This window comes from Clostridia bacterium (genome assembly GCA_017410375.1).
Taxonomy (GTDB): Bacteria; Bacillota; Clostridia; order RGIG6154; family RGIG6154; genus RGIG6154.
This window is the reverse complement of record JAFQQW010000045.1, coordinates 1-23,525: the sequence shown is the minus strand read 5'-3', so window position 1 is coordinate 23,525 and position 23,525 is coordinate 1. Positions and strand designations below refer to the sequence as shown.

Sequence of the window (23,525 nt, the reverse complement as noted above, 5' to 3'; positions counted from 1 at the left end):
CACTGTATAACATATTAAATTGGTTTCGCATTTATTATTATACTACGATTTTTATGTTTTATCAATAGTTTTGGTGAAATTTATTAAGTTTTTCAATAAGAATCTTGTCCGGCACTGTAACAAGCAGGGAAGATGTATGGCATCTTCCCCAATATTTAGGATAATCCTAAGACCTTATAAAACGGGCGATTCGTGAATCGTCCCTACAATAAAAGGCAGAAACGATTGATTTCGTTTCTGCCTTTTCAAATTGCTGTCCTTAACAAGTACACCTCATACGGGAATGCTTTTTTATTATTCGTTTATATCTAAGATTTCACCGTTCACTAAAATTCTGCCCAAATAGAATTCATTGCGTTCATAGAGCGTATCGTTGGGGTGTTGACCCTGCAGATAGGATTTATCGGGCATTGTAGAATCCAAAATAAAGGTTACGGTATGCTCGCCATAGGGCAAGGTATCAATGAAGTAATACTGATGACGAAGCTTAGAGTCATTGTTGTTATAGAGCTTGAGCTTACTTGAAAGCTCTGTGCCGTCCACAATCACCCGAAGCTGACCCGAGAACTGACCGCCTGCTTCAAACACACCAATGTCGGTGCCCTTGAATTTTACGGTTACAGAGGATTCTGCGACCTTAGTACCTGTCAGTTTGGGGAACATCTTCTTGAACTCGGAAAGATAACCGCCCGAATACGGGAAATTCTTAAAGTTGTTGCTTTCATCCAGCGAGCAATCCATCCAGGTACCCTCAAACTTCATCTTATCCCAATCCATGCTGTAGCTTGCATCCACCCAAGGGAAAGCATCATAATAGGTTTCGGGCATGGTGTGATTGGTTTCGGTATAGGTTTCCTTATCAAAGGTCTTTTCCATGTTCACAACCGAACGGGCAATGGCACCTGCCGCCAGCCAGCCACCGTCGGTAGTGGGATGTACGCCGTCTGTAGTATAAAGGATTTTACCTTCCTCCTGTGTTTTGGCAGACAGAGTTAATTTGCCCTGATCATACAAGTCAAATGCCTGTTTACCAAAGAATACCGACGGAACGCCATAGTATTCAGCAACGCCCTCAAAAACTTTTGCATAATTGTGAATATCGCCTGCCGCATAGGTAGAGTAATTGGAGGTTATGGTGGTGTATACAAAGCAGATATCTGTGGTTGGGTCATGCTCCCAAACCTTACGCACCATGCCTTCCATGTCTTTTGCCTCACCGCCGTTTACTGCATATTCAATAAATACGAGGTCGGGATTATGGACTAAAATATCCTGATCGATTCGGCATACCGCAAGGTTTGCACCTGTGCCTGCAATACCGATATTCACTTCGGTTATATTACCCTCATAGTTTTCTTCAAACCACTTTGTGGTATAGGTTCTCCAGGTGTTTTGTTGCGTGATACTACCGCCTAAGTAGGCAATGGTCACATCTTCACCCTTCTGCAGTTTCAAGAGGGTGTTGTTTAAGCCGTCGCGGTTGTAGTATTCGTCCTTATACACATCTTTTACCGGCACATAGTCTAACATATAGCTTGTTACCGTGCCGAAGTCTGCACCTGCATCCTCATCAGGATTTGCATAGTCCTCGGGTGTAAAGGTGAAGGTGGTTTCGGTTTCCAGCGGATTGAATTTTTCCAGAGAATCCCAGATCATAACCTTACCGGTTGCCCATTCGCTGGTGGGCGACATAATCAGATTGAACACCTCAGAGCTTTTGTATGCCCCAAGTCCATTTGTTAAGGTTTTAACATTTACGTCTGCCAGCACACCGTCTGCGGTATATAAAGTGGTAATCACCTTGGTGTTTGCCGCAAGTGCGTTTGCGGTTCTGTTGCGCAATGTAAAGTCTATCTTGTTGCCGTAAGAAGAAAGGCAGGATACATCAATAATATCGTCAATGGGCGACACAGTAAAATCTAACGCATTACCGGTTGTTTCCTGCTGAAAGCCGGAAAATGCTTCGTCGGTGGTCATGAGTACCGCTTTTACACGCGCAAAATTAAAGCTTGTATTATGTAGTGAAACGGTTACCTTGCCCTGCTTTAATTTCACTTTACCCGCAAGGGTCCAGCCGAATGAACCGCTAGAACCTGTATCCTCGGTCGCGCCGTGCTGACCGATTTTATTTGCAAGCTCTTTGCCGTTGATACCGATTTTTGCATGGCGTGAGCCTTGGTTGTTGGAGGTAAAGTCTTTCGCATAGCCCCAAACATAATACGTTCCGTCTGCAGGGATTTCAATGAGTGCGGTTGCAGGCTTATTAAGTGTATTATCATTACTGCCAAACAAATACGCATTGTTTTCCACAGTCCAGTCACCTAAATCGCTTGTAAACGCACTGTACGGAATATAAAGATGCGTACCGCTTGTAGAAAGACCGAGTCTTGCGGTTTCTGCCGCGCCAAATTCCAAGTCTGCAAAAAGCTTGTCGTCTGCAGGAATATAATCGTCCTCGGTGGTAAACATCAGCGCCGCCATTCTGGCATAGCTTGCAGATGTACCGAGCATTCTGATCTCTGCCACAGCATCTTTTTCAAGACTCATCTGTCCAATCTTTTCCCATTTATAGCCGTCTGTGCCGTGCTTACCTGCATCGGTAAGCGTTGTACCGTTTACCGAAATTTTTGCATAACGGGTACCGGGCGCCTGTGTAGAAAAGTCTTTGACTAAGCTATAGATATTATAAGTTGCCGTAGCCGGAATTTTAATACCGGTAAATGCATCGGTTTTATTTGCACTTGTTCCGGCATACAAAACCGAATACGATCCATCTGTTGTTTCTTCCCATGTACCTAAATTGTTTCTGAAATGCTTAGGCAACACAAAGAAAGTGTTTCCCTCTTCCGGAATATCGGTTTGCGGAAGAGGCTTAGGTGAAATGGTTAAATCCCAGGTATAGTATTCCGCCTGGTCATTTTCGCCTTTAATGGTGTACCCCTCGGGCACCGCAAAATCCAGAGAAATATTGCCGTCGGTACGCAAAGGCTGTGCTCCAACCACCACATCCACAAAGGGAACAGACGGCGAATAGTCATCGGGACCTGTATACGTTACCGTACCGTTTAACAAACAGCCCTGCAAGGTGTTTGCCTCGGTGATTGCAAAGGGAAAATCGTTCTGAATGACAATTCTCTTGCCTAGACCGCTTGCACCACGGGTCACAAAACGGATTTTAAAAGGCTCGAAGTTATACACATTGTATTCCTCTTGCGCCGGGGCCGGTGAAAGGGTTAAATCGTAGGTATATTTGCCTGCCAGATGCTCGGGGTTATCCATTTCTATGGTATAGCCCTCGGGCACCGCAAAGTCCAGATTGATTTTACTGGTATCGTTACGCACCGGAGAAGATGCCAGCGGCACATCCACAAACGGAATGGACGCAGAATACCCTTTAGAACCGCTATAGGTAATGGTACCGTTCAACAGACAGCCTGCAAGCTGTCCTGCACGGGTTACCGTAAAAGGCAAAACACTTGCATCTGCCACCAAACGTTTTTTGCCTGTACCGGTTGAGCCTGCACCTGTTATGGTGAGCTTTACCGGATCAAAATTGGTTTCGTCTGTTGCTGCCAGAACGCCCGTTACGGGTAGCAGACTTAAAAGCATGGCAAGCACCAACAAATAAGCTGTTAGCTTTTTCATTTTTCATCCCTCAAATCTAAAAAACTTATTACTTCTTTTCTTTTAAGATATCGCGGATTTCTTCCAGAAGCTCTACGTCAGCAGGCTTTGCCGCAGGTTTTTCTTCTTCTTTTTTCTTAAAGCGATTCATAGCTTTTACCACCAAAAACAGGCAGAGTGCCACAATCACAAAGTTTACAAACACCTGAATCAGGTTGCCGTATGCAATAATCGTTTCGCCTTTGCCGAACGGCACACGGTATGCAAGAAACGAAAAATTCAAGCCACCGCAAAGAAGACCTACAATCGGCATAATAATGTCATTGACAATAGAGTTTATAATCCCTGTAAACGCACCGCCGATTACAACACCAATTGCCAGGTCCAGCATGTTGCCCTTTAATGCAAATGCCTTAAATTCATTAAAAAATTTTTTCATAAGTATACCTCCAAAAAATGTTAATCTATTTTAATTATACAATACATTTTTGCGTTTGTAAATAGAAATCTTAACAAAAGCAATCTGCAGTATGCAGATTGCTTTTGTTTTATCTTTCTTCACGGAAATAGTTGATACCTATTGCTTTCGGCTCTGCATTCTTCTTTTTACCCATAGAGGTAATAACCAGAATCAATGCAGTAATCAGGAACGGCAACATCTGATAAAATTCATTCGGAATTTTACCCAACCAGCCAAGCAGGCTTGGGAATGCATCCGCAAGATTGCCTTTCCATGCCTGCAACGCGTTCAGCATACCGAAGAAAAACGAACCGAAAATGGCACGGGTCGGACTCCAGTTTGCAAAAATAACCAAAGCCACCGAAATCCAGCCAAAGCCGTTAATCCAGTTTTCGTTCCAGGCTCCGCCGTTGGTCACAAGCGCCATATATAAACCGCCCAGACCGCAAACACCTGCGCCCAAAATAATATGGAGATATTTATAAAGGTTTACCCTTACACCACAGGCATCTGCCGAAGCAGGATTTTCACCCACTGCACGCATTTTAAGCCCTTTCTTGGTGCGCATAATGTAAATCCAAAGCAAAACTGCAATGGCGATAGCAATATACACAAACATGTTGTACGAGAACAGAAGCTTTCCAAGATACGGAATGTCTCTAAGGAACGGAATACCGCTGTCCGTCTTAAATGCTAAGATTGCAGGCGAGTCGGTCAACGCAGGGAATTTTTCCTCCGCAACCAACGCACGTCCCACAAACAGATACACACCCGAGCCAAAAGTGGTCAGTGCCAAACCGCTTACATTCTGATTTGCCTGCATGGAAACGGTAAGAAATGCAAATATCAGACCGCCCAACGCCCCTGCCAGAAAGCCTGCCAGGAGACCAATCAATACATTGTTGGTGATACACGCAAAGTAATAGCCAAACACCGCACCCATTGCCATCATACCCTCAACACCAAGGTTTAAGCTGCCTGATTTTTCGGTTACGATTTCGCCTGTGGTACCGAGCAGAAGCGGTGTGCCCGCACGAACGGAATTGAAAATGAAATTGATTAAAACCATCATTTCTGCTCACCTCCCTTGGTACCGCCTACAATTTTATATCTGGTAAAGAAGTCTGCCGCCAGCACCGTAAACAGAATAATACCCTGCAAAATAGAAGATGCTGCCGAAGAAATCTGATAGGTGCTTTCTGCCACTGCACATCCCTTTTCCAACATACACAAAAGGGCTGTGGCGATCAGAATACCAAAAGGATTCAGCTTTGCAAGCCATGCTACCGTAATGCCGGTAAAGCCCACATTGTTTGCAATACCTTCGCTTAATGTGTGGGTGGTTGCAAGTCCCGCAACCTGAAACATACCTGCCGCACCAATCAGCGCACCGCTTAAGAAAATGGTTCTGAAGGTAATTTTCTTTACGTTCATACCGCCGTAGCGCGCGGTTGCCGGGCTGTCACCCACAACCGAAATCTCATATCCCTGCTTGGTCTTACGGAAATAGAAGAACAGTAAAACTGTAAGAATCAAAGCAATGAAAATGGTAACATCAATCACCATGCCGCCAAAATTGCTGTTGAACATGTGTGCGTTTTCCGCCAGTGCCTTAAAATCGGGACGGAAAACCTGACCGGTTTCGGACACCTTACGGAAGAACATGGTGTTTTTCAGGTATGCCAGCACATAAATGGCAACATAGTTGAGCATTAAAGTAAATAAGGTTTCGTTTGTATTGAATTTCACCTTAAAAAATGCAGGAATAAACGCATAAATCCCTGCGCCCAGGATACCTGCCGCCAGCATCAGCAAAAGGGTAAGGGGCTGTGCCAGATTGTTTGCCGCAAGATGCCCCACCCAGGTTGCACAAATGGCACCCATGATAAACTGACCGTTACCGCCGATATTCCAAAACCGCATCTTAAATGCCAGCGCAATACCCAAAGAGGTAATCAGAAGGGGCGGAATCAGATTCAAATAGCCCTTTAAGTAAATGGGATTATTAAAGCATCCGCTGACTACCGTTATAAAATAATTAAGCGGATTTACACCGGTACATGCCACAAAAACACCGCCTGCACAAAGTGCCAGGAAAATTGCAAAAAGATACATCAGCGCATTTTTCCACCAGGGCAGCTCGTCGCGCTTTACCATTCGGAAAAGAGGTTCTTTTTTCACTTTAACCTGTTTGGTTTCGGGCATCTGCATTTCGGGAAGTTCAACCGTTTTGGCTTCTCTTACCTCCTGCTTGCGCACCTCACCCAAATTATGCGCCCCGGTCATCATCAGACCAAGCTCTTCCTTGGTTACATCCTTTGCATCCACAATTCCGGTGATTTCACCGTGACACAGCACCATAATGCGGTCGCAAAGCTTAAGCATTACGTCTAAGTCTTCGCCGATAAACAACACACCGACACCTTTTTGCTTCTGGGCATTCAGCAAATCGTAAATGGTATAGGAAGAGTTGATGTCCAGTCCTCGCACCGGATATGCGGTAATCAGCACGTTCGGGCTTGCATCAATTTCTCTGCCCAAAAGAACCTTTTGTACGTTACCGCCCGACAAACGGCGAACGGGTGTATGAATACCGGGCGTTACAATGTCCAGATCCTCAATCAGCTTTTCAGCTAAAGCCGCCGCACTCTTTCTGTCTACAAACGGAGAATTTCCTTTTCTGTAGGTTTTGAGCATCATGTTATCTACCATATCCAAAGATGCCGCAAGACCCATGCCTAAACGGTCCTCGGGGATAAAGCTCATACTGATACCCAAATCAATAATTTCTCTCGGCTCTTTACCGCTGATATTCTCTTTTTTATACAGAATCGCACCCTTTTTGATGGGATGCAGCCCCGTTATAGATTCACAAAGCTCACTCTGACCGCTGCCTGCAATACCTGCAACACCCAAAATTTCACCGCTCTTTAAGTCAAAGGAAATGTCTTTAAGTGCTTCCACACCCTCTGCGTTTTCCACCGTCAGATGGTGTACATTTAAAAGCACCTCGGTAAAATCGTTGACAGGACGGTCAATGGAAAGGTCAACAGGACGACCCACCATCAGCTCGGTCAGTTCTTTTTCGTTTGTTTCTGCCGTATTGACCGTAGCAACACTTCTCCCGCTCCGTAGAATGGTTACGCGGTCACTCAGTTCTAAAACTTCATTTAATTTATGAGTAATTATAATAACCGAACAACCGTTGTCGCGCATTGCCCGGAATACATCGAACAGCTTTTCGATTTCCTGGGGTGTCAGTACAGCGGTGGGTTCGTCTAAAATAAGAATTTTCGCACCGTAATATAAAATCTTCAGGATTTCAACCGTTTGCTTTTCGCTGACCGACATATCGCATATTTTTTTATACGGGTCAATCTCAAAGCCGAACTTGTGGCTGAATTCCCGGATTTTTTCATAGCGTTCCTTTTTTAAGAACAGCCCGTTGTCCGCATCGGAGCCTACCCAGATGTTATCTGCGGCAGTAAAGTTTTCCACCAGCTTAAAATGCTGATGCACCATACCGATGCCCAGTCTTTTTGCGTCCTCGGGAGACTGAATGACAACCTTTTCCCCGTTTACATAAATATCCCCGCAGTCCGGCTTGTAAATACCGGACAAAATATTCATCAATGTGGTTTTACCCGAACCGTTTTCCCCCAAAAGTGCGAGAATTTCGCCATGCTTTGCGGAAAACTCAATATCTTTATTGGCAATAACTGACCCGAAGGTCTTGGTGATACCGGATAGTTCAATTGCGCTTGTCACAATATCATCCTTTCTCGTTGAAATGAAAGATTATGGAGTGTTTTTTAGCAAACACTCCATAATCCGATTTTAAGATTTTTTAAGAATTATTTCAATTCTACGCCTTCTACGAAGTAGTTCATAGAGCCCTGAATTACACCGTTTTCAACAAGCGGAGCACCCTTTGCGATTACTACGTTGCCTGCGTTGTCCAGGATATCTGCATCGGTCATTACGATTGCGCCATCTTCAACACTCAGTTTCACGCCGGAGAATACATCCCACTCGCCGCTTACGATCAAAGCCTTAACCTGATCGATAATTTCCTGTGTGCCTTCTGCGCAGTTTTCAGACAGAGGAGATACGTCTACAAAGCCTTCCTGCAAACCGCCGTAGTAGTTGCCCAATTCAGCCCATTTGCCATCGAGAACAGCCTGTGCAGCGGTGGTGTAGTATACATCCCAGTTCCAGATCGGAGCGGTAAGATGTGCTTTGGGAGCTTCTGCAGTCATATCAGAGTTGTAACCGCAGCCGAATACGCCCTTGTTCTGTGCAGCAATCTGCGGGTTCGCAGTATCACAGTGCTGTGCGATAACGTCGCAATCCATGTCAATCAAAGCATCTGCATAAGCAGTTTCGTTTGCAGGATCGAACCAGGAATTTAAGGTTTTAACATATACAACAGCTTCAGGGTTTACAGCCTGTACGCCCAATGCAAATGCATTGATACCGGAGCAGGTTTCAGCCAGTTCTGTGCCGTATGCTGCAACATAACCAACCTTGTTGGTTTCGGTCTTAAGACCTGCAGCGATACCTGCTAAGTATCTAGCCTGGTAAATTCTGCCGAAGTAGTTGTTGAAGTTTACATCATTGCTCTTGTAACCGGTACCGTGCGAGAAGTATACATCCGGATACTGAGAAGCTAAAGCTTCCATGGTATCCATGTAACCGTAAGAGGTACCGAAGATTAAGTTACAGCCTTCAGCGATACAAGCTTCGATAGCTGTCTGGGTAGCAGCGGGATCGTTATCCGCGATGTTAAGCTTACGAACGATCTGGTCGTCGCTTAAGCCCAAATTCTTCTGCATGCCCTGAATACCCAGGTCATGGGTGTAGCTGTAGCCGGAACCGTCAGCCGGGTCACCGATGTGGATAACACCGATTTTGAGCGCTGCCTTTTCGCCTGCTGCGCCGCCTTCTTCGTTTCCGCCGCATGCACATAAGCCGATTGCCAGCATAGCAACAAGCACAAGTGCAAGCACTTTCTTGAATGTTTTCATTTTGTTTCCCTCCATAATTTTATTTTAACAATCGGATTCCCGAAAACGAATTTCTCCGTTCTCAATGGACTCTACGATTGCCAAGGACTGAACAGGAATGCCGGATTCCCGAAGCATAGCGCCTCCCTTTTGGAATCCCTTTTCAATGACAACACCAATGCCCTGGGGTTTCGCACCTGCCTGCTCTACCAGCGACAGCATGCCAAGCATTGCCTTGCCGTTTGCCAGAAAATCATCAATAATCAGCACCTTATCCTGCGCGGTAAGATATTCCTTTGCTACACGAACGGTATAGGTTTTGTTTTTGGTAAAAGAGAAAACATCTGCAGAATACACATCATCTGCCATATTTCTGCCCTCGGTCTTTTTGGCAAACACCAGCGGAACACCAAGCTCCAGTGCCGCAAACACCGAAGGTGCGATACCCGAAACCTCTAGCGTCAGTACCTTTGTGATTTCAAGATGTCCGAACAACCGTTTGAATTCCTTGCCCATCTCTTGCATCAAACATGGATCAACCTGATGGTTTAAGAACATGTCCACCTTTACAATGTCATCCCCGATGACCTTGCCGAGTGTGCGGATTTTCTCTTCCAGTAATTTCATAAAAATCTCCTTATGCCAGAAAACTGCTTACAATTTTGTTTACCATACCGCCGTCTGCTTTACCGCTAACCTTCGGCATGAGATTCTTCATTATAATGCCCTTGTCCTTCGCTGCAGGCTTTTCAATCCCAAGTTCCGCTAAAACTGCTTCAACCGTTTCGCGGATTTCCGCTTCAGACATCTGTTTGGGTGCAAATTCCAAAAGCACTGCAATTCTCGCCTTACATTCTTCGATAATATCGGTTCTGTCTTTGGGTGCGCTTTCCATGGTTTCGGTGGTCTGCTTGATTTCCTTTAAGATAACCTCGTTTTCTTCCGCTTCGGTCAGATCGGCACGTTTATCCTTTGCCTTACCCTTTAAAGCTGAAAGCAGTACCGACAAGGTATCCTTTCTTTTCGTATCTTTATTTTTGAGTGCAAGCATCATTTCTTTTTGCACAATTGCTGTTTTATTTTCCATAATCTTCTCTCCTTCGAGTATCTTATTTTAAGTTTAACATAATTCTGCAAAAAATTCAACAGTTTTTTTATAAAAATACAAAAAAGCAACCTGCACAATACAGATTGCTTTTATCCCTGTTATCTTCGTGGCTCAAACCAGAATTCTGTCCTGCCCGGTGCACTGTTTACACCGTACAGGAAATCGTGATGCACTAAAATCTCCCGAACCAGCGAAAGTCCGATTCCCGTTCCGGTCACACGCCGCTTACCCGATTGATCCGCATGATAAAAACGGTCCCAGATATATTGGATATCCTCTTCCGAGATGGGCGCACCCGAATTGATAACCGAAAACCGCGGTTTTTCTCCGCCGGTTAAGATGACCGCCACATGCTGTGCCTCTCCGCTGTGGTTGATGGCGTTATCCATCAGATTGTATACCACCTGCTCTAAACGATTCTCATCGCCTGTAATAAACACATTGTCCGCCACCGATACATCAATGCGATACCCCTGATCCTTAAAGCATTCATACCGCTCCGCAATGGTGCGCACCGTTCTGGAAAAATCAATCTGCTCGGTTTTAAATTCCACATGCCCGTTCTGCATACGCGACAAATCCAGCAAATCCGAAATCAGCTCGGTTAAACGGTCACTTTCCTCCACAATAATATCTAACTGTTTGTTTCTCTTTTCCGGATTGTCCCCGGTCAGATCCCGCACCGTTTCCGCATACCCTTTAATCATGGTCAGCGGTGTCCGAAGCTCATGCGATACGTTTGCCACCAGGTCTTTCCGTAAGCTATCCACTTTGGAAAGCTCCTCGGTCATACGGTTAAAATCCCGTATCAGCTGTGCAATTTCAGACTTTCCTCTTCGTTCAGGCACACGGTACGTTAAGTCACCTGCCGCAACCGCCTTTGCCCCTTTGGACAGGTCGTGTACCGGTCTTGAGATATGCTGTGCCAGCACAAATGCCACAATACACGCAAAGGCAAATGAAATCAGTAACACCCACAGGAAATTCTGCTTTAAAATATCGGTGGTTGCTTTCACCGGCACCAGTGGCGAACGGGTCAGAATATAGAAAATACCGTCCGAAGCCCGAATCCGGCTGACCATAACCAGCTCCTTGCCGTCCTCACTGTAATGCACATAAGTGCCTCTGCCCGTCAGCTCAATACTGTTTACCGCCTGATGCAGTATTTTATGGTAGTTTTCCATCATGGACGGGTTGAATCTGAAATTATGCTCATCCCATTGCATGAAATGAAAGGGAGACATCACTTCTCTGCGGTTTTCATCAAAAATTGCCACATACAGCTCGTTTTCCTTGGCAATCTCCCAGATGGCACTGTATGCAGACTCAATATCCATCTCGTTGAATTTCTGCACCATCTCTACCTGAATATCCCGAACATCCTTTGCCTTGTTGTGCTGATACAGTGCTTCCAGAAAAGGAACCTGAACCAGGTACATAATCAGCAAAATGGCAATGACCAGCAAAAGGGTGTAAAAGAAAATTTTATTCCTGATTTTCTGCATCCGAAACCTCCAGCTTGTACCCGATACTCCATACGGTTTTAATCAGATTCCGATACGGTCCCAAACTGTTTCTCAGCATCTTGATATGGGTATCCACCGTACGGTCCTCACCAAAAAATTCATAACCCCAGATTTTCTCTAAAATCTTTTCTCTGGACAGCACAATTCCTTCGTTTTTTGCCATATACAGCAAAATGTCAAACTCCTTCGGCGTAAGGGACGCCTCAACACCGTCCACCTTCACCTTACGGCTGTTTTCATCAATTTCAACGCCCAAAAGGGTAATGATACCGCTTTTCGGTTTTTCTGCCGAACCGCTTCGCTTTAAAATCGCCTTAATGCGTGCCACCACTTCTTTTGGACTGAACGGCTTTGTGATATAGTCATCCACACCCATTTCAAATCCAAACAGCTTATCATATTCCTCGCCCCGTGCCGAAAGCATAATCACGGGCACCTGAGAAAATTTGCGGATTTCCCTTAAAGCGGTGAATCCGTCCACCTTGGGCATCATAATATCCAGCACAACCAGATCGGGATTTTTTTCTTTCACCGTGTTGATTGCACCGATTCCGTCCCCTGCCTCTAAGCACACAAACCCCTCAAATTCCAAATATTCGCGGATAATATCACGAATTCTTTCTTCATCGTCCACAACCAGAACCGTATACATCCCATCAACTCCTTTTTCTTAAATATAGCATGTAATTATGCAAATTCTGTGAAAAATGTAGTAAAAATATGTAAAAACTTACTTTTGCGGACAGTTTGCCATGCAGATTCCGCACACCGAGCCTCTGCCGATGTGCTGATACGCCTTTTTCATGTAATCCGAGCAAGCCATGCGGTTTAGCAAGTCTTTTTCGGGATGCTCGGGGTCAAAATCCTCGTTATAAATCGCACCTGCCGGACAAAGTGATGCACAAAGCCCACACCCTGCACAGCCCTTTGCCTGTTCTTCCTTGGCGTTTTCAAAGGGCATATCGGTAAACAGTGTACCCAACCGCACCCGGGGACCCACACCGTTTGCAATAAACAGCGCATTTCTGCCAATCACCCCAAGTCCTGCACGGCTTGCAGCAATTTTATGTGAAAACAGTCCGCGCATGGAGGTATGACCACCCACCGTCTGAGAGGCGGCAATAGGCAGATATTTGTAGCCTGCCCTTTCAATCTCCACACCGATTGCATAAATCGCCCGGTCAATGGCGCTGTTTACAGTGCGGTAATGGTGAAAATACGCATAGGTCGGACCATCTGTTATATTTTCTACCACATAATCCGAAAGCTTAAACACCAGCGATATGGCATAAGGCAACCCGCCATGGGGCGTTTTGGAAACACCCCATGTATAGTATCCTAAGTTTTCCTGCATTTTATCTAAATCAAGCATTTTCTACTCCTGTTCATAAACCTTGCGGAAACGGATATATACCTTTCCGTTTTTTATTGTCACTTCCGCATATTTTTCATATTGCATCTGGTCTAAAAGGACAGACCCCGAGGTATATTTTAATCCACTCACCGTCACATAATGCACGCCGTCTTTAAGGGTAATGCCGTTCATCATGCCGGGATAGAAAATATACACATTTTTACAGCCCGATTCTTGCAGTATGCCCAAAAGCACCTCATCCTGACGGTTCGGCAACGACTCTACCGCAGTGGGCATAAACAGCATTAGATTTTCATAATGCGTAGCATACTCTCTGATTTTTGCCCATTGCCCGTTGTCTGCGCCCGAGATTCCGCTCTTGTTCACCGCAAGCACCAGCCCTGCCGTGTTGTCCTCGGTAAACGCATAAAAGGTATCGGTTGTTTTTTCTTTGCCCACCGTTTTACCGAGGGCAATGTGAAGTTCTGCTTCACTGTTTTCCAGAGTTTTCTTCAGCACCGCATCATACAGTCCCGCATACAACGTATCCCGTGCTAAAGCCTCGTTGGTCACGTTTACCTTAAAGCCCCCATCTGCAGACTGCTCAGCAATCCCCGTGCTGTGCATGGGCAGGTTGTACGCCTGATCGGTAAAGGAAAAATCATCCAGCAAGATATAACTGTCTGCCGCAACCGCTTTACCGTTTTGCACCACATAAAGCCCGGTTACACTCTCTAAATCCGCAGGCACTTCCACCGTCAGATATTTCCAACCTGAAAATTCCATGCTGTCCTTTAAGGTCAGCCGTACCGTTTCGCCGTTTTTATCCTTGCCAAGCACCCGAAGCCATTGGTAATTCTCATAAGGTGCATATACAAACACACCCATGTGCGTTGCCTTGTCGGGCACGGATTTTGCTTTGGAAAACATCAGGTACGCTGCCTGGGTATCGCTGTTTTTCTTAAAACTGAACGAAAGCTTACCGCTTTTTGTTCCGCTCACCGCATCCTCATCCGTTAACGCATACGAAGCGGTAGTACCTGCAGGATACACCGATGCAGACCCGTTTTTCTCTTCAAAGGTGTCCGTATTTTCGGGTTGCATGTACACAGCCCCCTCCGCACCGCCGAAGGACAGATACTTATACCCGTCTCTTTCCTTTACACGACAGTCTGCAAGCGGAATTTCAGCTTTATTTCCCCTTGCATCTATACCGTAAACGGTAAATGCCTCATCCTTTGCCACAGACCGGGGAACAGTCTCTAACCGCTCGGGTAAATCCAGCACCGAAACGGTTAATTCACCCTTCGCCTTGCCGATTGAAACGGTTATCTTCGCATTTCCTGCCTTCTCGGGAATAAATGCCCCGTCCTCAAAATAGCCGTCCTGGCTGTCCCAACTTACTTTCCCTTCGGGAACAGCGCAAGGATTTCCGTAGGAATCCAATGCATAGTCTATTTCAAAGCTGTAGCGCGCCCCGGGGAACATTTTTAATTTTTCATCTTTAATAACCAACGTTTCCGCCTTACCCTCAGGTGCGTCGGAAAAAATACCGATTCCCATAGGTACGGTTCGCAGTGCTCCGTCCGACGGGGTGTTGTTTACCGCAAGGGTATCGGTTTTCGGGTCGCGGGTTACCATGGTGGTAGAACCGCCCCCGTCTAAATTGATTGCCGTGTACAGCCCCAGCTCCAAAGCTAAGTCCTGCATCCCCTGCATGGTAAGCCCTGCCGAGCTTCTGCTTCTGCCGTCTACGGTAATCAGATACAGCTTTGTACCCTCTGCATTAATACCTGCCATGGTACGGGGATTTGTGCCCGAAATGCTGTGGGTTAAGGTGTGCTTTTTGCCATCCTTTACCAACAAGGTACCGCCTGCCGATGCGCTTTTAAAGCTTTCTATATCCACACTGGTTTTCACGGTAAGGGTTACTGCATCCCCCACCTTTACATTCTCCCATAAAAAAGTGTTGTATTCAGGCAAATGGCGGATTACATACCCGTTTTCAGGCACTTCCACGCCATCCATGTTCCGACGCATGTCAGTCACGATGTTGTCCTCTACGACCACCTCTAAAATATTGTCATAAGAACCGCCCGTTTTTTCGGAAAACGCCGAGGTGTATACCACAGGCTCTTTTAAACTGTCATACTTGTTAATCTCTTTGATTTTAATGGAGTTTCCGTTGGAGGCGGTAAACACCACATCGGTTTTGATATACTCCATCAGCGCGTGACCCGCTTCGTCAAAAGCGACCGTTGCACCGTTAATCTCTTCGCTTTGGGTAGACACCAGTTCTCCGTCTTTCACCACAAGCCCGACGGTACTTGCCTTATCCCAGGAATTGCGCGCAAAAAAGTCACCGTTGATGGCAGCAACGGCATCAGCATCTTCTGCAAGCTTTAACACATTTGCCGCATACCCCAGCCCGTCCTTATGGGTCAGGATATCCGCTTTAACATGGGGTGCGGTTAAGTCTGCTTCCACCACATGAATGTTCTGCCAACCCGCATGGGTATAGCTTTCAATATATTTATGCAAAACACCGTTGGTTATGGGCGTTATCTGCTCATTTGTATAATAAGTCTCTGCAAATGCAGGCAATGCCTGCAAGGCGATTGTTGCACTGATAAAAAATCCAAGTGCTTTTTTCATATTTTCCTCTCCTTTCTTTTATTTATTATACATGAAAACCCGAAAAAAGTAAACAGAAATTATTGTAAATTGCAAGAACCTATGTTATACTATAATAAAATAGTACATTTAAGGAGGACATACAATGCAGAACATCATACCGGGCATTGCATCGGCAGCAGAAAAGATCAATGCAATCCGTAAAAAAGACTCTGTTATATTTCCGCTTTTTACCGATTTGCATGCGCCGGGTGCAGACTGCACGCAGATAGATACCCTTTGCAAGGTCTTACAGGACATCACATCCAAAATACCGTGTGACATGGTGGTGGACTTAGGCGACAACACCGGAATGCTGGGCAGAGCACAGCACATTAAAAACGATGCTTTGCACACCGTGTTAAAAACCATTTTAGACAAGGTATATACCTCGGCAGGCTGTCCTCTTTTTACTGCAAACGGCAACCATGATGCCATCGGCACCGATTTTTTCAAAGCCGATTTCTGGAACAGTCTTGTAAAGCACCAATACGGCACGCAAAACGCCGTGTATGGCGCAGGGGCATACTACTATGTAGACTTTGAAAAAGCCAACACCCGGTTTGTGGTGCTGTCGGTCCCATATGATTCGGACTTAGAGGCAAAGCGTCCTACTCCCGTCTGGGCATTCGGTGAAAAACAGCTTAACTGGCTGAAAAACGAAGCGCTAAACGTAACAGGCAATGTAATTTTGCTGATGCATGTCCCCTTTAATTATCGCGACACCACCTATAAGGAAACCGAGATGCTGGAAGTATGGACCGGTGAAAAGAAAGCTTTTTCCCGCATCACCGACCTTTGCGGAAGAATTGAAGATTTAGACTCCGCCGTTTCCATCTTAGATGTTTTTTCACACAAAAAAGATGCACGCCTTGTGGCTTGCCTCAGCGGACACACCCACATAGATTCTTTATATGAACCAAAAGCAGACAGCAATCCGCTCCCCTGCCACCAGATTGTAACCACAGGCACGTTCATTCCGGAAAGTAACCATCAAGCCTTTGGCATTTCGGTAGACATTGCCGTGTGGACACCCTCTGAAAACCAACTGCATCTTATCCGCATCGGTGACGGTGAGGACAGACTCATAAACACAGGAGGAAATAAAAATGAAGCTTATGACCTTTAACACACAGCATTGCATGAACTACATCACCCGTGAAATTGATTTTGAAATTATGGCAAAAGCCATCCGTGACCAAAATCCTGATATTGTGGGCTTAAATGAGATGCGAAATCTCGGCACAAAGGAAGATTATACCGATCAGGTGAAAGCCTTATCCGATCTTTCCGGCATGCCCCATTATTATTTTGCACAAGCCATTTCTTTTGAGGGTAAAAACCCCTACGGCAACGGTATGCTGTCTAAAATCCCCTTTAAAACGGTTGAAACCGTTATGATTCCCGATCCCATTGAAAAAACAGGCGATAAATGGTACGAGACCCGTTGTATTTTAAAGGCAACCTTTGCAAACGGACTGACCGTGCTTGTAACCCATTTCGGCTTAAACGATGACGAACAGCAAAACGCAGTCGAAACCATACTTAAAAACATTGCACCTGAAAAATGCATTGTAATGGGCGACCTGAATGTGCGACCCGACAATCCTCTTTTAGACCCCATCCGCGCATGTATGCAGGATACCGCCAAAACATTCAAAGCTCCCCTTTTGAGCTTTCCGTCCGATAATCCCTATTGCAAAATCGACTATATCTTTGCAACTCCCGATATCGAAATCGTGTCTGCGGATATCCCTGCTGTTGTGGCATCCGACCACAGACCGCACACCGCTGAAATTCAATTTTAAGGAAGAACATTATGTTTAAAGACAAACAAGGAAACACCTGGTATAAAGTGGGTCTGCATATCCACACCACCCTTTCGGACGGACGTAAAAGTCCCGAAGAAATGGCAGAAATTTATAAAAACGCAGGTTTCGATGCCGTTGCAATCACCGACCATTGGAAATTCTATCCCGAGGGGGGAATCAACGGACTTTCCATCCTCTCGGGCTGTGAATACAATATCGGCACAGCCGACTGCATAGAAGGCGTGATGCACATTGTAGGTCTCGGCATGCATGCTGACCCTTCCATTCCAAGAGATGCCGACGCGCAAGCCATCATAGACGGCATAAAAAAAGCAGGCGGACTTGCAATCCTGGCACACCCTGCCTGGTCGTTAAACACGGTTGAAGAAACCAAAAGATTAAACGGCTTTTTCGGCACTGAAATTTACAACACCGTTTCGGGTATCAACCAGAGCGACCGACCCTATTCGGGGCATTTTGCAGACAGCTTAGCCAATCAGGGCATCTGTTTTCCGCTTCTTGCCACAGACGACACCCATTATTATGACGGCAATGACGAAACCAAATCGTTTGTGTATATAAAAGCTGAAAGCAACCGCCCGCAGGCACTTTTATCTGCCCTGCAAAAGGGAGATTTCTTTTCCTCGCAGGCACCTTGGCTCTCGATAGAAAAGCAAGAGGACAAAATTAAGCTTACCACCAGTCCCTGCTCCAAAATTGTTTTCTTCTCCAACGCCTCCTTTGCACCCGACCGTATTGTCCGCGGAGAGAATTTAACGGAAGCAGTCTATCCGCTTAAACCCTTTGAAAAATGGGTACGCGTTGAAGTTACAGACCAAAAAGGCAACTGTGCCTGGAGCAACTATATCACTCTGTAAAGGAGATTTTCCTATGAAAATCGAAAAAAATTATGATTTCCGTAAAAAAATGCTGGAAATGCATACCCCCGACATTCGGGACATGACGATATCCAAGAATCCCGACGATTTTCCGATAACCGACGGCATTTTCATTGTCCTGCCCGAAAACTGCGATAAGGTGGTGCAGACCGCCGCAAAGGATTTGCAGGATTTTCTCTTTATTTCCATGCGCGTTTCCGCAACCCTGACCTGTAACGTACAAATGCCCTGCATCCGTCTGATGCAGTCTGCAGATTTGGGAGAATACAACGTGTATAAAGGATGCCGCGTCACCGTAAATGCCGACGGCATTACGGTTAGTGGTTTTGACAGTCGCGGTATCGCCTCGGGTATTTATCAGTTGGAAACCAAAATGCGCGACCGCAAAGCGCCTTTTATTCCCTACGGCAAATACGAATCCAAGCCCATGTTTTCGCCCATGATGGTGCATTCGGGCTATGGCCTGGATGAATTTCCCGACGGGCATTTAAACCAGATTGCCCATGAGGGACGCGATGCCATTTTGGTTTACACCCGCGGCATCAACGAAAGCAAACGCGGCTTCCTTGATTTTAACAACTTAATCGAACGCGCCGCCAAATACGGTATTGATGTATACGCCTACAGCGATATGCATATTATGATGCACCCCGAAGCAGAGGGTGCCCGCGCCCATTACGACAGCGTGTACGGCAAGCTTTTTGAAAGCTGTCCCGGCTTAAAGGGCGTAACCTTAGTGGGTGAATCGGTGGGCTTTCCTTCCAAAGACCCCCATGTAACGGGCGTAAATCAGGAGGACGTGGTGGTTGACGGTATCCCCACGGGTAAAGTCAGCTCGGGCTGGTATCCTTGTATGGATTATCCCGATTATGTAAATCTGATCAAAGAAGTCATCCGTGAAAAGAAGCCGGATGTAGATATTGTCCTCTGGACCTACAACTGGGGCTTCCAACCCGAAAAAGAGCGCGTTGCTTTAATTGAAAAGCTTCCCACAGACATTTCGCTCCTTGCAACCTTTGAAATGTTTGAACCCATTACCTATCCAAACGGCACAAAATGGTATTGTGCCGACTACACCTTATCCTTTGCAGGTCCCGGTGCATATTTTAAGAGCGAGGCCATTGCCGCCAAAAAACGCGGTATCCGCCTCTATTCCATGACCAACACAGGCGGTTTAACCTGGGACATGGGCTGTATTCCCTATCAGCCTGCGCCGTACCAGTGGATTAAGCGGTGCGAGGCGGTCATCTCCGCCCATGACGACTGGGGCCTTTGCGGGATTATGGAAGGGCATCATTACGGCTTTTATCCTTCCTTCATCAGCCGTCTTACCAAAGAAATGTTTGACGAGCCGAGAAAGCCTGCAGACGAAATCTTAGACAATATTTTAGAAAGCTCCTTCGGCAAAGCGTATCTGCAAACTGTAAAGCAGGCACTTATCCTCTGGAGTGAGGCTTCCACACATTTCATCCCCTCGGATGCAGATCAGTACGGTGCTTTCCGCATCGGCACCTCTTATCCCCTTTGCGTATTAAACAAAGCCATTCAGGTGCCCCGTAAAAGCTTTGCTAAAATGTATGTATATTCCGATTACTTAGAATCCATCAACGGCAGAGGCTCCTTTATCGGGCTGCGCATCGGCGCGGAAATTGAATCCTTAAAAAAAGCGCACAGCCTGATGCAGGAGGGACTTTCCTTACTGGACAAGCTGGAAAATCAAAACGAAGCTTTGCAATCGCTTATCAATTTGGGGCATTTTATGGCGCACAGCATTCAAACCGGCATCCACGCCAAAGAACTGTATGTTCTGCAGCAAAAAATGCGAAGCGCGCAGGATAAAGACGAGCTTTCTTCGGTCATCGACCGCATCGAAGCGCTCATCTTAGCCGAAAAAGAGAATGCATTACAATCTATCCCTTATGTGCAGAAAGATTCGCGCCTCGGCTGGGAACCGCGCATGGAATATTCCACAGACGAAGCGCATATCCGCTGGAAAATACGGCACAGCGATTACGTTTTAGAGCACGAAATTCCTACTTTACGGAAAAGTATTCAATAAAAGAGGTCTATAAATTATGAAAGTTTTACTGGTTTTAATGGGCATGGATATCGGCGGTGCCGAAACGCATGTATTAGAGCTTGCCCGGGGCTTAAAACGCCTGGGCACAGAGGTACTTATCGCCTCAAACGGCGGTGCATATACTGCTGAACTGGAAAAAGAGGGCATTCCGCATTTTAACGCCCCTCTGCATTCCAAACGTCCCGATGCCATGCTTAAATCCTATCTCAGACTCAAAAAAATCATCCGCGCCGAAAAGCCGGATGTGGTACACGGGCATGCCCGTATCCCGTCCTTTTTGTTAAGTCTGCTTTGCAAAACCATGCACTTTAACTTTGTCACCTCTGCCCATTGGGTTTTCGAGGTGAACCCCCTGTTAAAACTCCTGACCAACTGGGGCTACCGTACCATTGCCGTTTCGGAGGATATTAAGGCATACTTAACCGAAAATTACGGCACCTATCCCCAGGACATTTCGGTTACCATCAACGGCATTCCTTTAGATAAATTCAGCATCCCGAAGGATACCGACTTGCTTTGCGAGCTGGGGCTTTCGGAAACGAGCCGAAAAATCGTATCCATCAGCCGTATGGACACCGACCGAAGCTTGCTTGCCCATCACCTGATTGCCATCACCCCCGACCTGCTCCAAAAAGAAGACCTGGAAATTGTTCTGGTGGGTGGCGGTAACGATTTAGAAGCGGTGCAGGCAGAAGCCGATGCGGTTAATGCAAAGCTCGGCAAAAAAGTAATTCATTTAACGGGCGCACGCACCGACATTAACCGCTTTGTTTCCATTTCGGATTTCGTGGTAGCCGTTTCCCGCTCGGCACTGGAATGCATGTGCGGTTCGGTGCCCGTCATTGTAGCGGGTAACGAAGGGTATTTGGGCATATTCAGCGAAGAAACCTTAGACAACGCCAATCAAACCAATTTCTGTTGCCGCGGTATGGAAATGTCAACCCCCGACCGCTTAAAAGCCGATTTACTTACGCTTCTTTCCATGTCTCCTGAGGAAATAAAAAACGTTGGTGCTTATGGCAGAGAAATTGTCGAAAAATATTATTCTGCCGACCGCATGGTTAAGGATAATTATGACGTATACACCGAAATTATAAAAAACGGCAACCTGCACAAGGACTTTGTAATTTCGGGCTACTACGGCCACAACAACAGCGGTGACGACGCCTTGCTTTGTGCCATCATCGAACAGATTCGCATCTACAATCCCAAAGCCCGTTTCACGGTGCTTTCCGCAAACCCGAAAGAAACAACCGAAAAACACGGCGTGTATGCGGTAAACCGCTTTAATGTGTTTGCGGTGCAAAGAGCAATCCGTAACTGCTCGGTTTTAATCAGCGGCGGCGGTAGCTTGATTCAGGACGTGACCAGCACCAAATCATTGCTCTATTACAGCAACCTGATTGCCTTTGCCAAGAAAAAAGGCAAAAAAGTATATATCTACGGCAACGGCATCGGTCCGATTGTACGCAAAAGCAATGAAGAAACTGCAAGAAACACCCTTATGCAGGCAGATTTAATCACTTTAAGGGACAAGCAGTCCGAAGCCCTCTTAAACAGGCTTTGCCCCAATCCGCCCGAAACAAAGGTGACCGCAGACCCTGCCATGGCTTTAAAGCCTGCAGAAAATGCGGACAACATTTTAAAAGATGCGCGCTTGCCGAAGGGCGAGTATGTGGCTTTTTCCATCCGCAACTGGCAAGGCAACAAAACAATCGCTCCTGCAGTGGCGGCAACAGCGGATGCTTTACAACAAAAATACGGTCTGATTCCCGTGTTTATTCCCATGCAGCTGCCTGAGGATTTGGAAATCTGCAAAAAAGCCGTTTCCCTTATGCAAGCCAAAGGCTATTGCTTAGAAAACAAATACAATCACGACGAACTGATTGCCTTTTGCAAAACCTGTAAATTTGTAATTGGTATGCGCCTGCATATTCTGCTGTATGCAGCGGCAAGCGCAACGCCTTGCATCGGCTTGATTTATGACCCAAAAATTTTAGGTTGTATCTCTATGTTAGAGCAGGAAAAATATCTGCTGAATTTAGAACAAACAGACGAAAAATCTCTCTTTGCCCTTTGCGAAGACCTGCTTTCAAACTATGATGCCGTACAGACCGCTTTGAAGGCGCGTGCCGAAGTGCTTTCAGAAATGGCTTTGGAAAACGGCAGACTGGCAAACGAATTACTTGAAAAATAAGGAGAACTTTATGCGTATTTTAGGCATTGACTACGGCGAAGTGCGTACCGGCATTGCGGTGTCGGATTTAATGGGCTGGACCGCCCAGGCAGTAGGCACAATTCACGAACGCGACCCGGAAAAGGTGGCGCAGGCGGTTATAGAGCACATCAAAAACTTAAGCGCCGAAAAAATTGTTATCGGCTTACCCAAAAACATGGACGGCTCGGAGGGCTTCCGCACCGAAGCGACCTATAAATTTGCCGACATTTTAAAAACCTTAACACCACTTCCCATTGAATTCTGGGACGAACGTCTATCCACCGTTGCGGCAACCCGAACCTTAAACGAAACCAATGTCCGGGGCAAAAAACGCAAAAACGTAATTGATACTGTTGCGGCAACCTACATCCTGCAGGGCTATTTAGATAAAAAATTTTAGAAATTTTAAAAAAAGACTTGACAAATGAACCGTTTGTGGGTATAATATAAAAGCTGACAGAAAAAACAGCAACAAAAAATACCATATGGCGGTGTAGCTCAGCTGGCTAGAGCAAACGGTTCATACCCGTTAGGTCGGTGGTTCAAGTCCACTCGCCGCTACCATATGGGAGCATAGCTCAGCTGGGAGAGCATCTGCCTTACAAGCAGAGGGTCATAGGTTCGAGCCCTATTGTTCCCACCAAAAAGAAGAACACCCTTGTGGTGTTCTTTTTTTGGTGCATTTAATAAAAAAGGGCTCGAACCTTGAGAAGGCACGAGCCGTAAAATAAAATAGTCCGGTGGACTGTTTTATAGGCGAGTGGTG

General features: G+C 46.0%; 16 protein-coding genes, 2 tRNA genes and 1 pseudogene. 8 read left to right on the top strand and 11 right to left on the bottom strand.

All coding sequences use genetic code 11. From position 1 onward, the window contains the following. Positions 1-294: 294 nt before the first annotated feature. The 11 genes and pseudogenes from IJE10_06325 to IJE10_06275 form a co-directional block, all read right to left on the bottom strand. Positions 295-3,645, bottom strand: coding sequence for an SGNH/GDSL hydrolase family protein (locus tag IJE10_06325; GenBank protein MBQ2967715.1), 3,351 nt, complete (start codon positions 3,643-3,645; stop codon positions 295-297). 28 nt (positions 3,646-3,673) lie between these two features. Continuing rightward, the gene (gene mscL, locus IJE10_06320) at positions 3,674-4,063 is read right to left on the bottom strand and encodes a large-conductance mechanosensitive channel protein MscL (protein MBQ2967714.1); all 390 of its coding nucleotides are present in this window, start codon (positions 4,061-4,063) and stop codon (positions 3,674-3,676) included. A 109-nt stretch (positions 4,064-4,172) separates the two neighbouring features. Continuing rightward, a complete protein-coding gene (locus IJE10_06315) occupies positions 4,173-5,156 on the bottom strand; it encodes an ABC transporter permease (protein MBQ2967713.1) in 984 nt (327 codons plus the stop codon). A 1,205-nt stretch (positions 5,157-6,361) separates the two neighbouring features. Next, positions 6,362-7,876, bottom strand: a pseudogene (locus IJE10_06310) (ABC transporter ATP-binding protein). A gap of 62 nt (positions 7,877-7,938) precedes the next feature. After that, positions 7,939-9,111, bottom strand: a complete 1,173-nt coding sequence (locus tag IJE10_06305) for a BMP family ABC transporter substrate-binding protein (protein ID MBQ2967712.1) — start codon at positions 9,109-9,111, stop codon at positions 7,939-7,941. Between the two features lie 24 nt (positions 9,112-9,135). Continuing rightward, on the bottom strand, positions 9,136-9,717 hold the full coding sequence (locus IJE10_06300; GenBank protein ID MBQ2967711.1) for a xanthine phosphoribosyltransferase: 582 nt from the start codon (positions 9,715-9,717) through the stop codon (positions 9,136-9,138). 10 nt (positions 9,718-9,727) lie between these two features. Then, the gene (locus tag IJE10_06295; protein MBQ2967710.1) at positions 9,728-10,177 is read right to left on the bottom strand and encodes a GatB/YqeY domain-containing protein; all 450 of its coding nucleotides are present in this window, start codon (positions 10,175-10,177) and stop codon (positions 9,728-9,730) included. A gap of 119 nt (positions 10,178-10,296) precedes the next feature. After that, positions 10,297-11,703: a HAMP domain-containing protein gene (locus tag IJE10_06290; GenBank protein ID MBQ2967709.1), complete on the bottom strand. Its 1,407-nt coding sequence runs from the start codon at positions 11,701-11,703 to the stop codon at positions 10,297-10,299. Then, a complete protein-coding gene (locus tag IJE10_06285; GenBank protein ID MBQ2967708.1) occupies positions 11,684-12,376 on the bottom strand; it encodes a response regulator transcription factor in 693 nt (230 codons plus the stop codon). Before IJE10_06285 ends, IJE10_06290 begins: the two co-directional genes overlap by 20 nt. A 78-nt stretch (positions 12,377-12,454) precedes the next feature. Further along, positions 12,455-13,096: an epoxyqueuosine reductase gene (locus IJE10_06280; protein ID MBQ2967707.1), complete on the bottom strand. Its 642-nt coding sequence runs from the start codon at positions 13,094-13,096 to the stop codon at positions 12,455-12,457. Positions 13,097-13,099: 3 nt separating this feature from the next. Then, the gene (locus IJE10_06275; protein ID MBQ2967706.1) at positions 13,100-15,733 is read right to left on the bottom strand and encodes a phosphodiester glycosidase family protein; all 2,634 of its coding nucleotides are present in this window, start codon (positions 15,731-15,733) and stop codon (positions 13,100-13,102) included. Between the two features lie 124 nt (positions 15,734-15,857). Between IJE10_06275 and IJE10_06270 the strand changes: the two genes are divergently transcribed. From IJE10_06270 to IJE10_06235, 8 genes are all read left to right on the top strand, one after another. Beyond that, entirely contained in the window at positions 15,858-16,880 is a 1,023-nt protein-coding gene (locus tag IJE10_06270) for a metallophosphoesterase (GenBank protein ID MBQ2967705.1), read from the top strand. Continuing rightward, a complete protein-coding gene (locus IJE10_06265) occupies positions 16,861-17,559 on the top strand; it encodes an endonuclease/exonuclease/phosphatase family protein (GenBank protein ID MBQ2967704.1) in 699 nt (232 codons plus the stop codon). Before IJE10_06270 ends, IJE10_06265 begins: the two co-directional genes overlap by 20 nt. A gap of 11 nt (positions 17,560-17,570) precedes the next feature. Next, positions 17,571-18,440 (top strand): hypothetical protein, encoded by an 870-nt coding sequence (locus tag IJE10_06260; protein MBQ2967703.1) that lies wholly within the window; start codon positions 17,571-17,573, stop codon positions 18,438-18,440. Positions 18,441-18,453: 13 nt separating this feature from the next. After that, entirely contained in the window at positions 18,454-20,520 is a 2,067-nt protein-coding gene (locus tag IJE10_06255; protein MBQ2967702.1) for a hypothetical protein, read from the top strand. Between the two features lie 16 nt (positions 20,521-20,536). Further along, complete coding sequence (csaB, locus tag IJE10_06250; GenBank protein ID MBQ2967701.1) at positions 20,537-22,738, top strand: polysaccharide pyruvyl transferase CsaB; 2,202 nt, start codon at positions 20,537-20,539, stop codon at positions 22,736-22,738. A 10-nt stretch (positions 22,739-22,748) separates the two neighbouring features. Then, entirely contained in the window at positions 22,749-23,159 is a 411-nt protein-coding gene (gene ruvX / locus IJE10_06245; protein ID MBQ2967700.1) for a Holliday junction resolvase RuvX, read from the top strand. A gap of 87 nt (positions 23,160-23,246) precedes the next feature. Then, positions 23,247-23,323: transfer RNA gene (locus IJE10_06240), tRNA-Met, on the top strand. Between the two features lie 3 nt (positions 23,324-23,326). After that, positions 23,327-23,402 (top strand) — tRNA-Val (locus IJE10_06235). The last annotated feature ends 123 nt before the right edge of the window (positions 23,403-23,525 follow it).

Coding starts and splice junctions, on each gene's coding strand:
- IJE10_06325 (MBQ2967715.1), bottom strand. CDS start 3,645: ATGAAAAAGCTAACAGCTTATTTGTTGGTGCTTGCCATGCTTTTAAGT.
- mscL (MBQ2967714.1), bottom strand. CDS start 4,063: ATGAAAAAATTTTTTAATGAATTTAAGGCATTTGCATTAAAGGGCAAC.
- IJE10_06315 (MBQ2967713.1), bottom strand. CDS start 5,156: ATGATGGTTTTAATCAATTTCATTTTCAATTCCGTTCGTGCGGGCACA.
- IJE10_06305 (MBQ2967712.1), bottom strand. CDS start 9,111: ATGAAAACATTCAAGAAAGTGCTTGCACTTGTGCTTGTTGCTATGCTG.
- IJE10_06300 (MBQ2967711.1), bottom strand. CDS start 9,717: ATGAAATTACTGGAAGAGAAAATCCGCACACTCGGCAAGGTCATCGGG.
- IJE10_06295 (MBQ2967710.1), bottom strand. CDS start 10,177: ATGGAAAATAAAACAGCAATTGTGCAAAAAGAAATGATGCTTGCACTC.
- IJE10_06290 (MBQ2967709.1), bottom strand. CDS start 11,703: ATGCAGAAAATCAGGAATAAAATTTTCTTTTACACCCTTTTGCTGGTC.
- IJE10_06285 (MBQ2967708.1), bottom strand. CDS start 12,376: ATGTATACGGTTCTGGTTGTGGACGATGAAGAAAGAATTCGTGATATT.
- IJE10_06280 (MBQ2967707.1), bottom strand. CDS start 13,096: ATGCTTGATTTAGATAAAATGCAGGAAAACTTAGGATACTATACATGG.
- IJE10_06275 (MBQ2967706.1), bottom strand. CDS start 15,733: ATGAAAAAAGCACTTGGATTTTTTATCAGTGCAACAATCGCCTTGCAG.
- IJE10_06270 (MBQ2967705.1), top strand. CDS start 15,858: ATGCAGAACATCATACCGGGCATTGCATCGGCAGCAGAAAAGATCAAT.
- IJE10_06265 (MBQ2967704.1), top strand. CDS start 16,861: ATGAAGCTTATGACCTTTAACACACAGCATTGCATGAACTACATCACC.
- IJE10_06260 (MBQ2967703.1), top strand. CDS start 17,571: ATGTTTAAAGACAAACAAGGAAACACCTGGTATAAAGTGGGTCTGCAT.
- IJE10_06255 (MBQ2967702.1), top strand. CDS start 18,454: ATGAAAATCGAAAAAAATTATGATTTCCGTAAAAAAATGCTGGAAATG.
- csaB (MBQ2967701.1), top strand. CDS start 20,537: ATGAAAGTTTTACTGGTTTTAATGGGCATGGATATCGGCGGTGCCGAA.
- ruvX (MBQ2967700.1), top strand. CDS start 22,749: ATGCGTATTTTAGGCATTGACTACGGCGAAGTGCGTACCGGCATTGCG.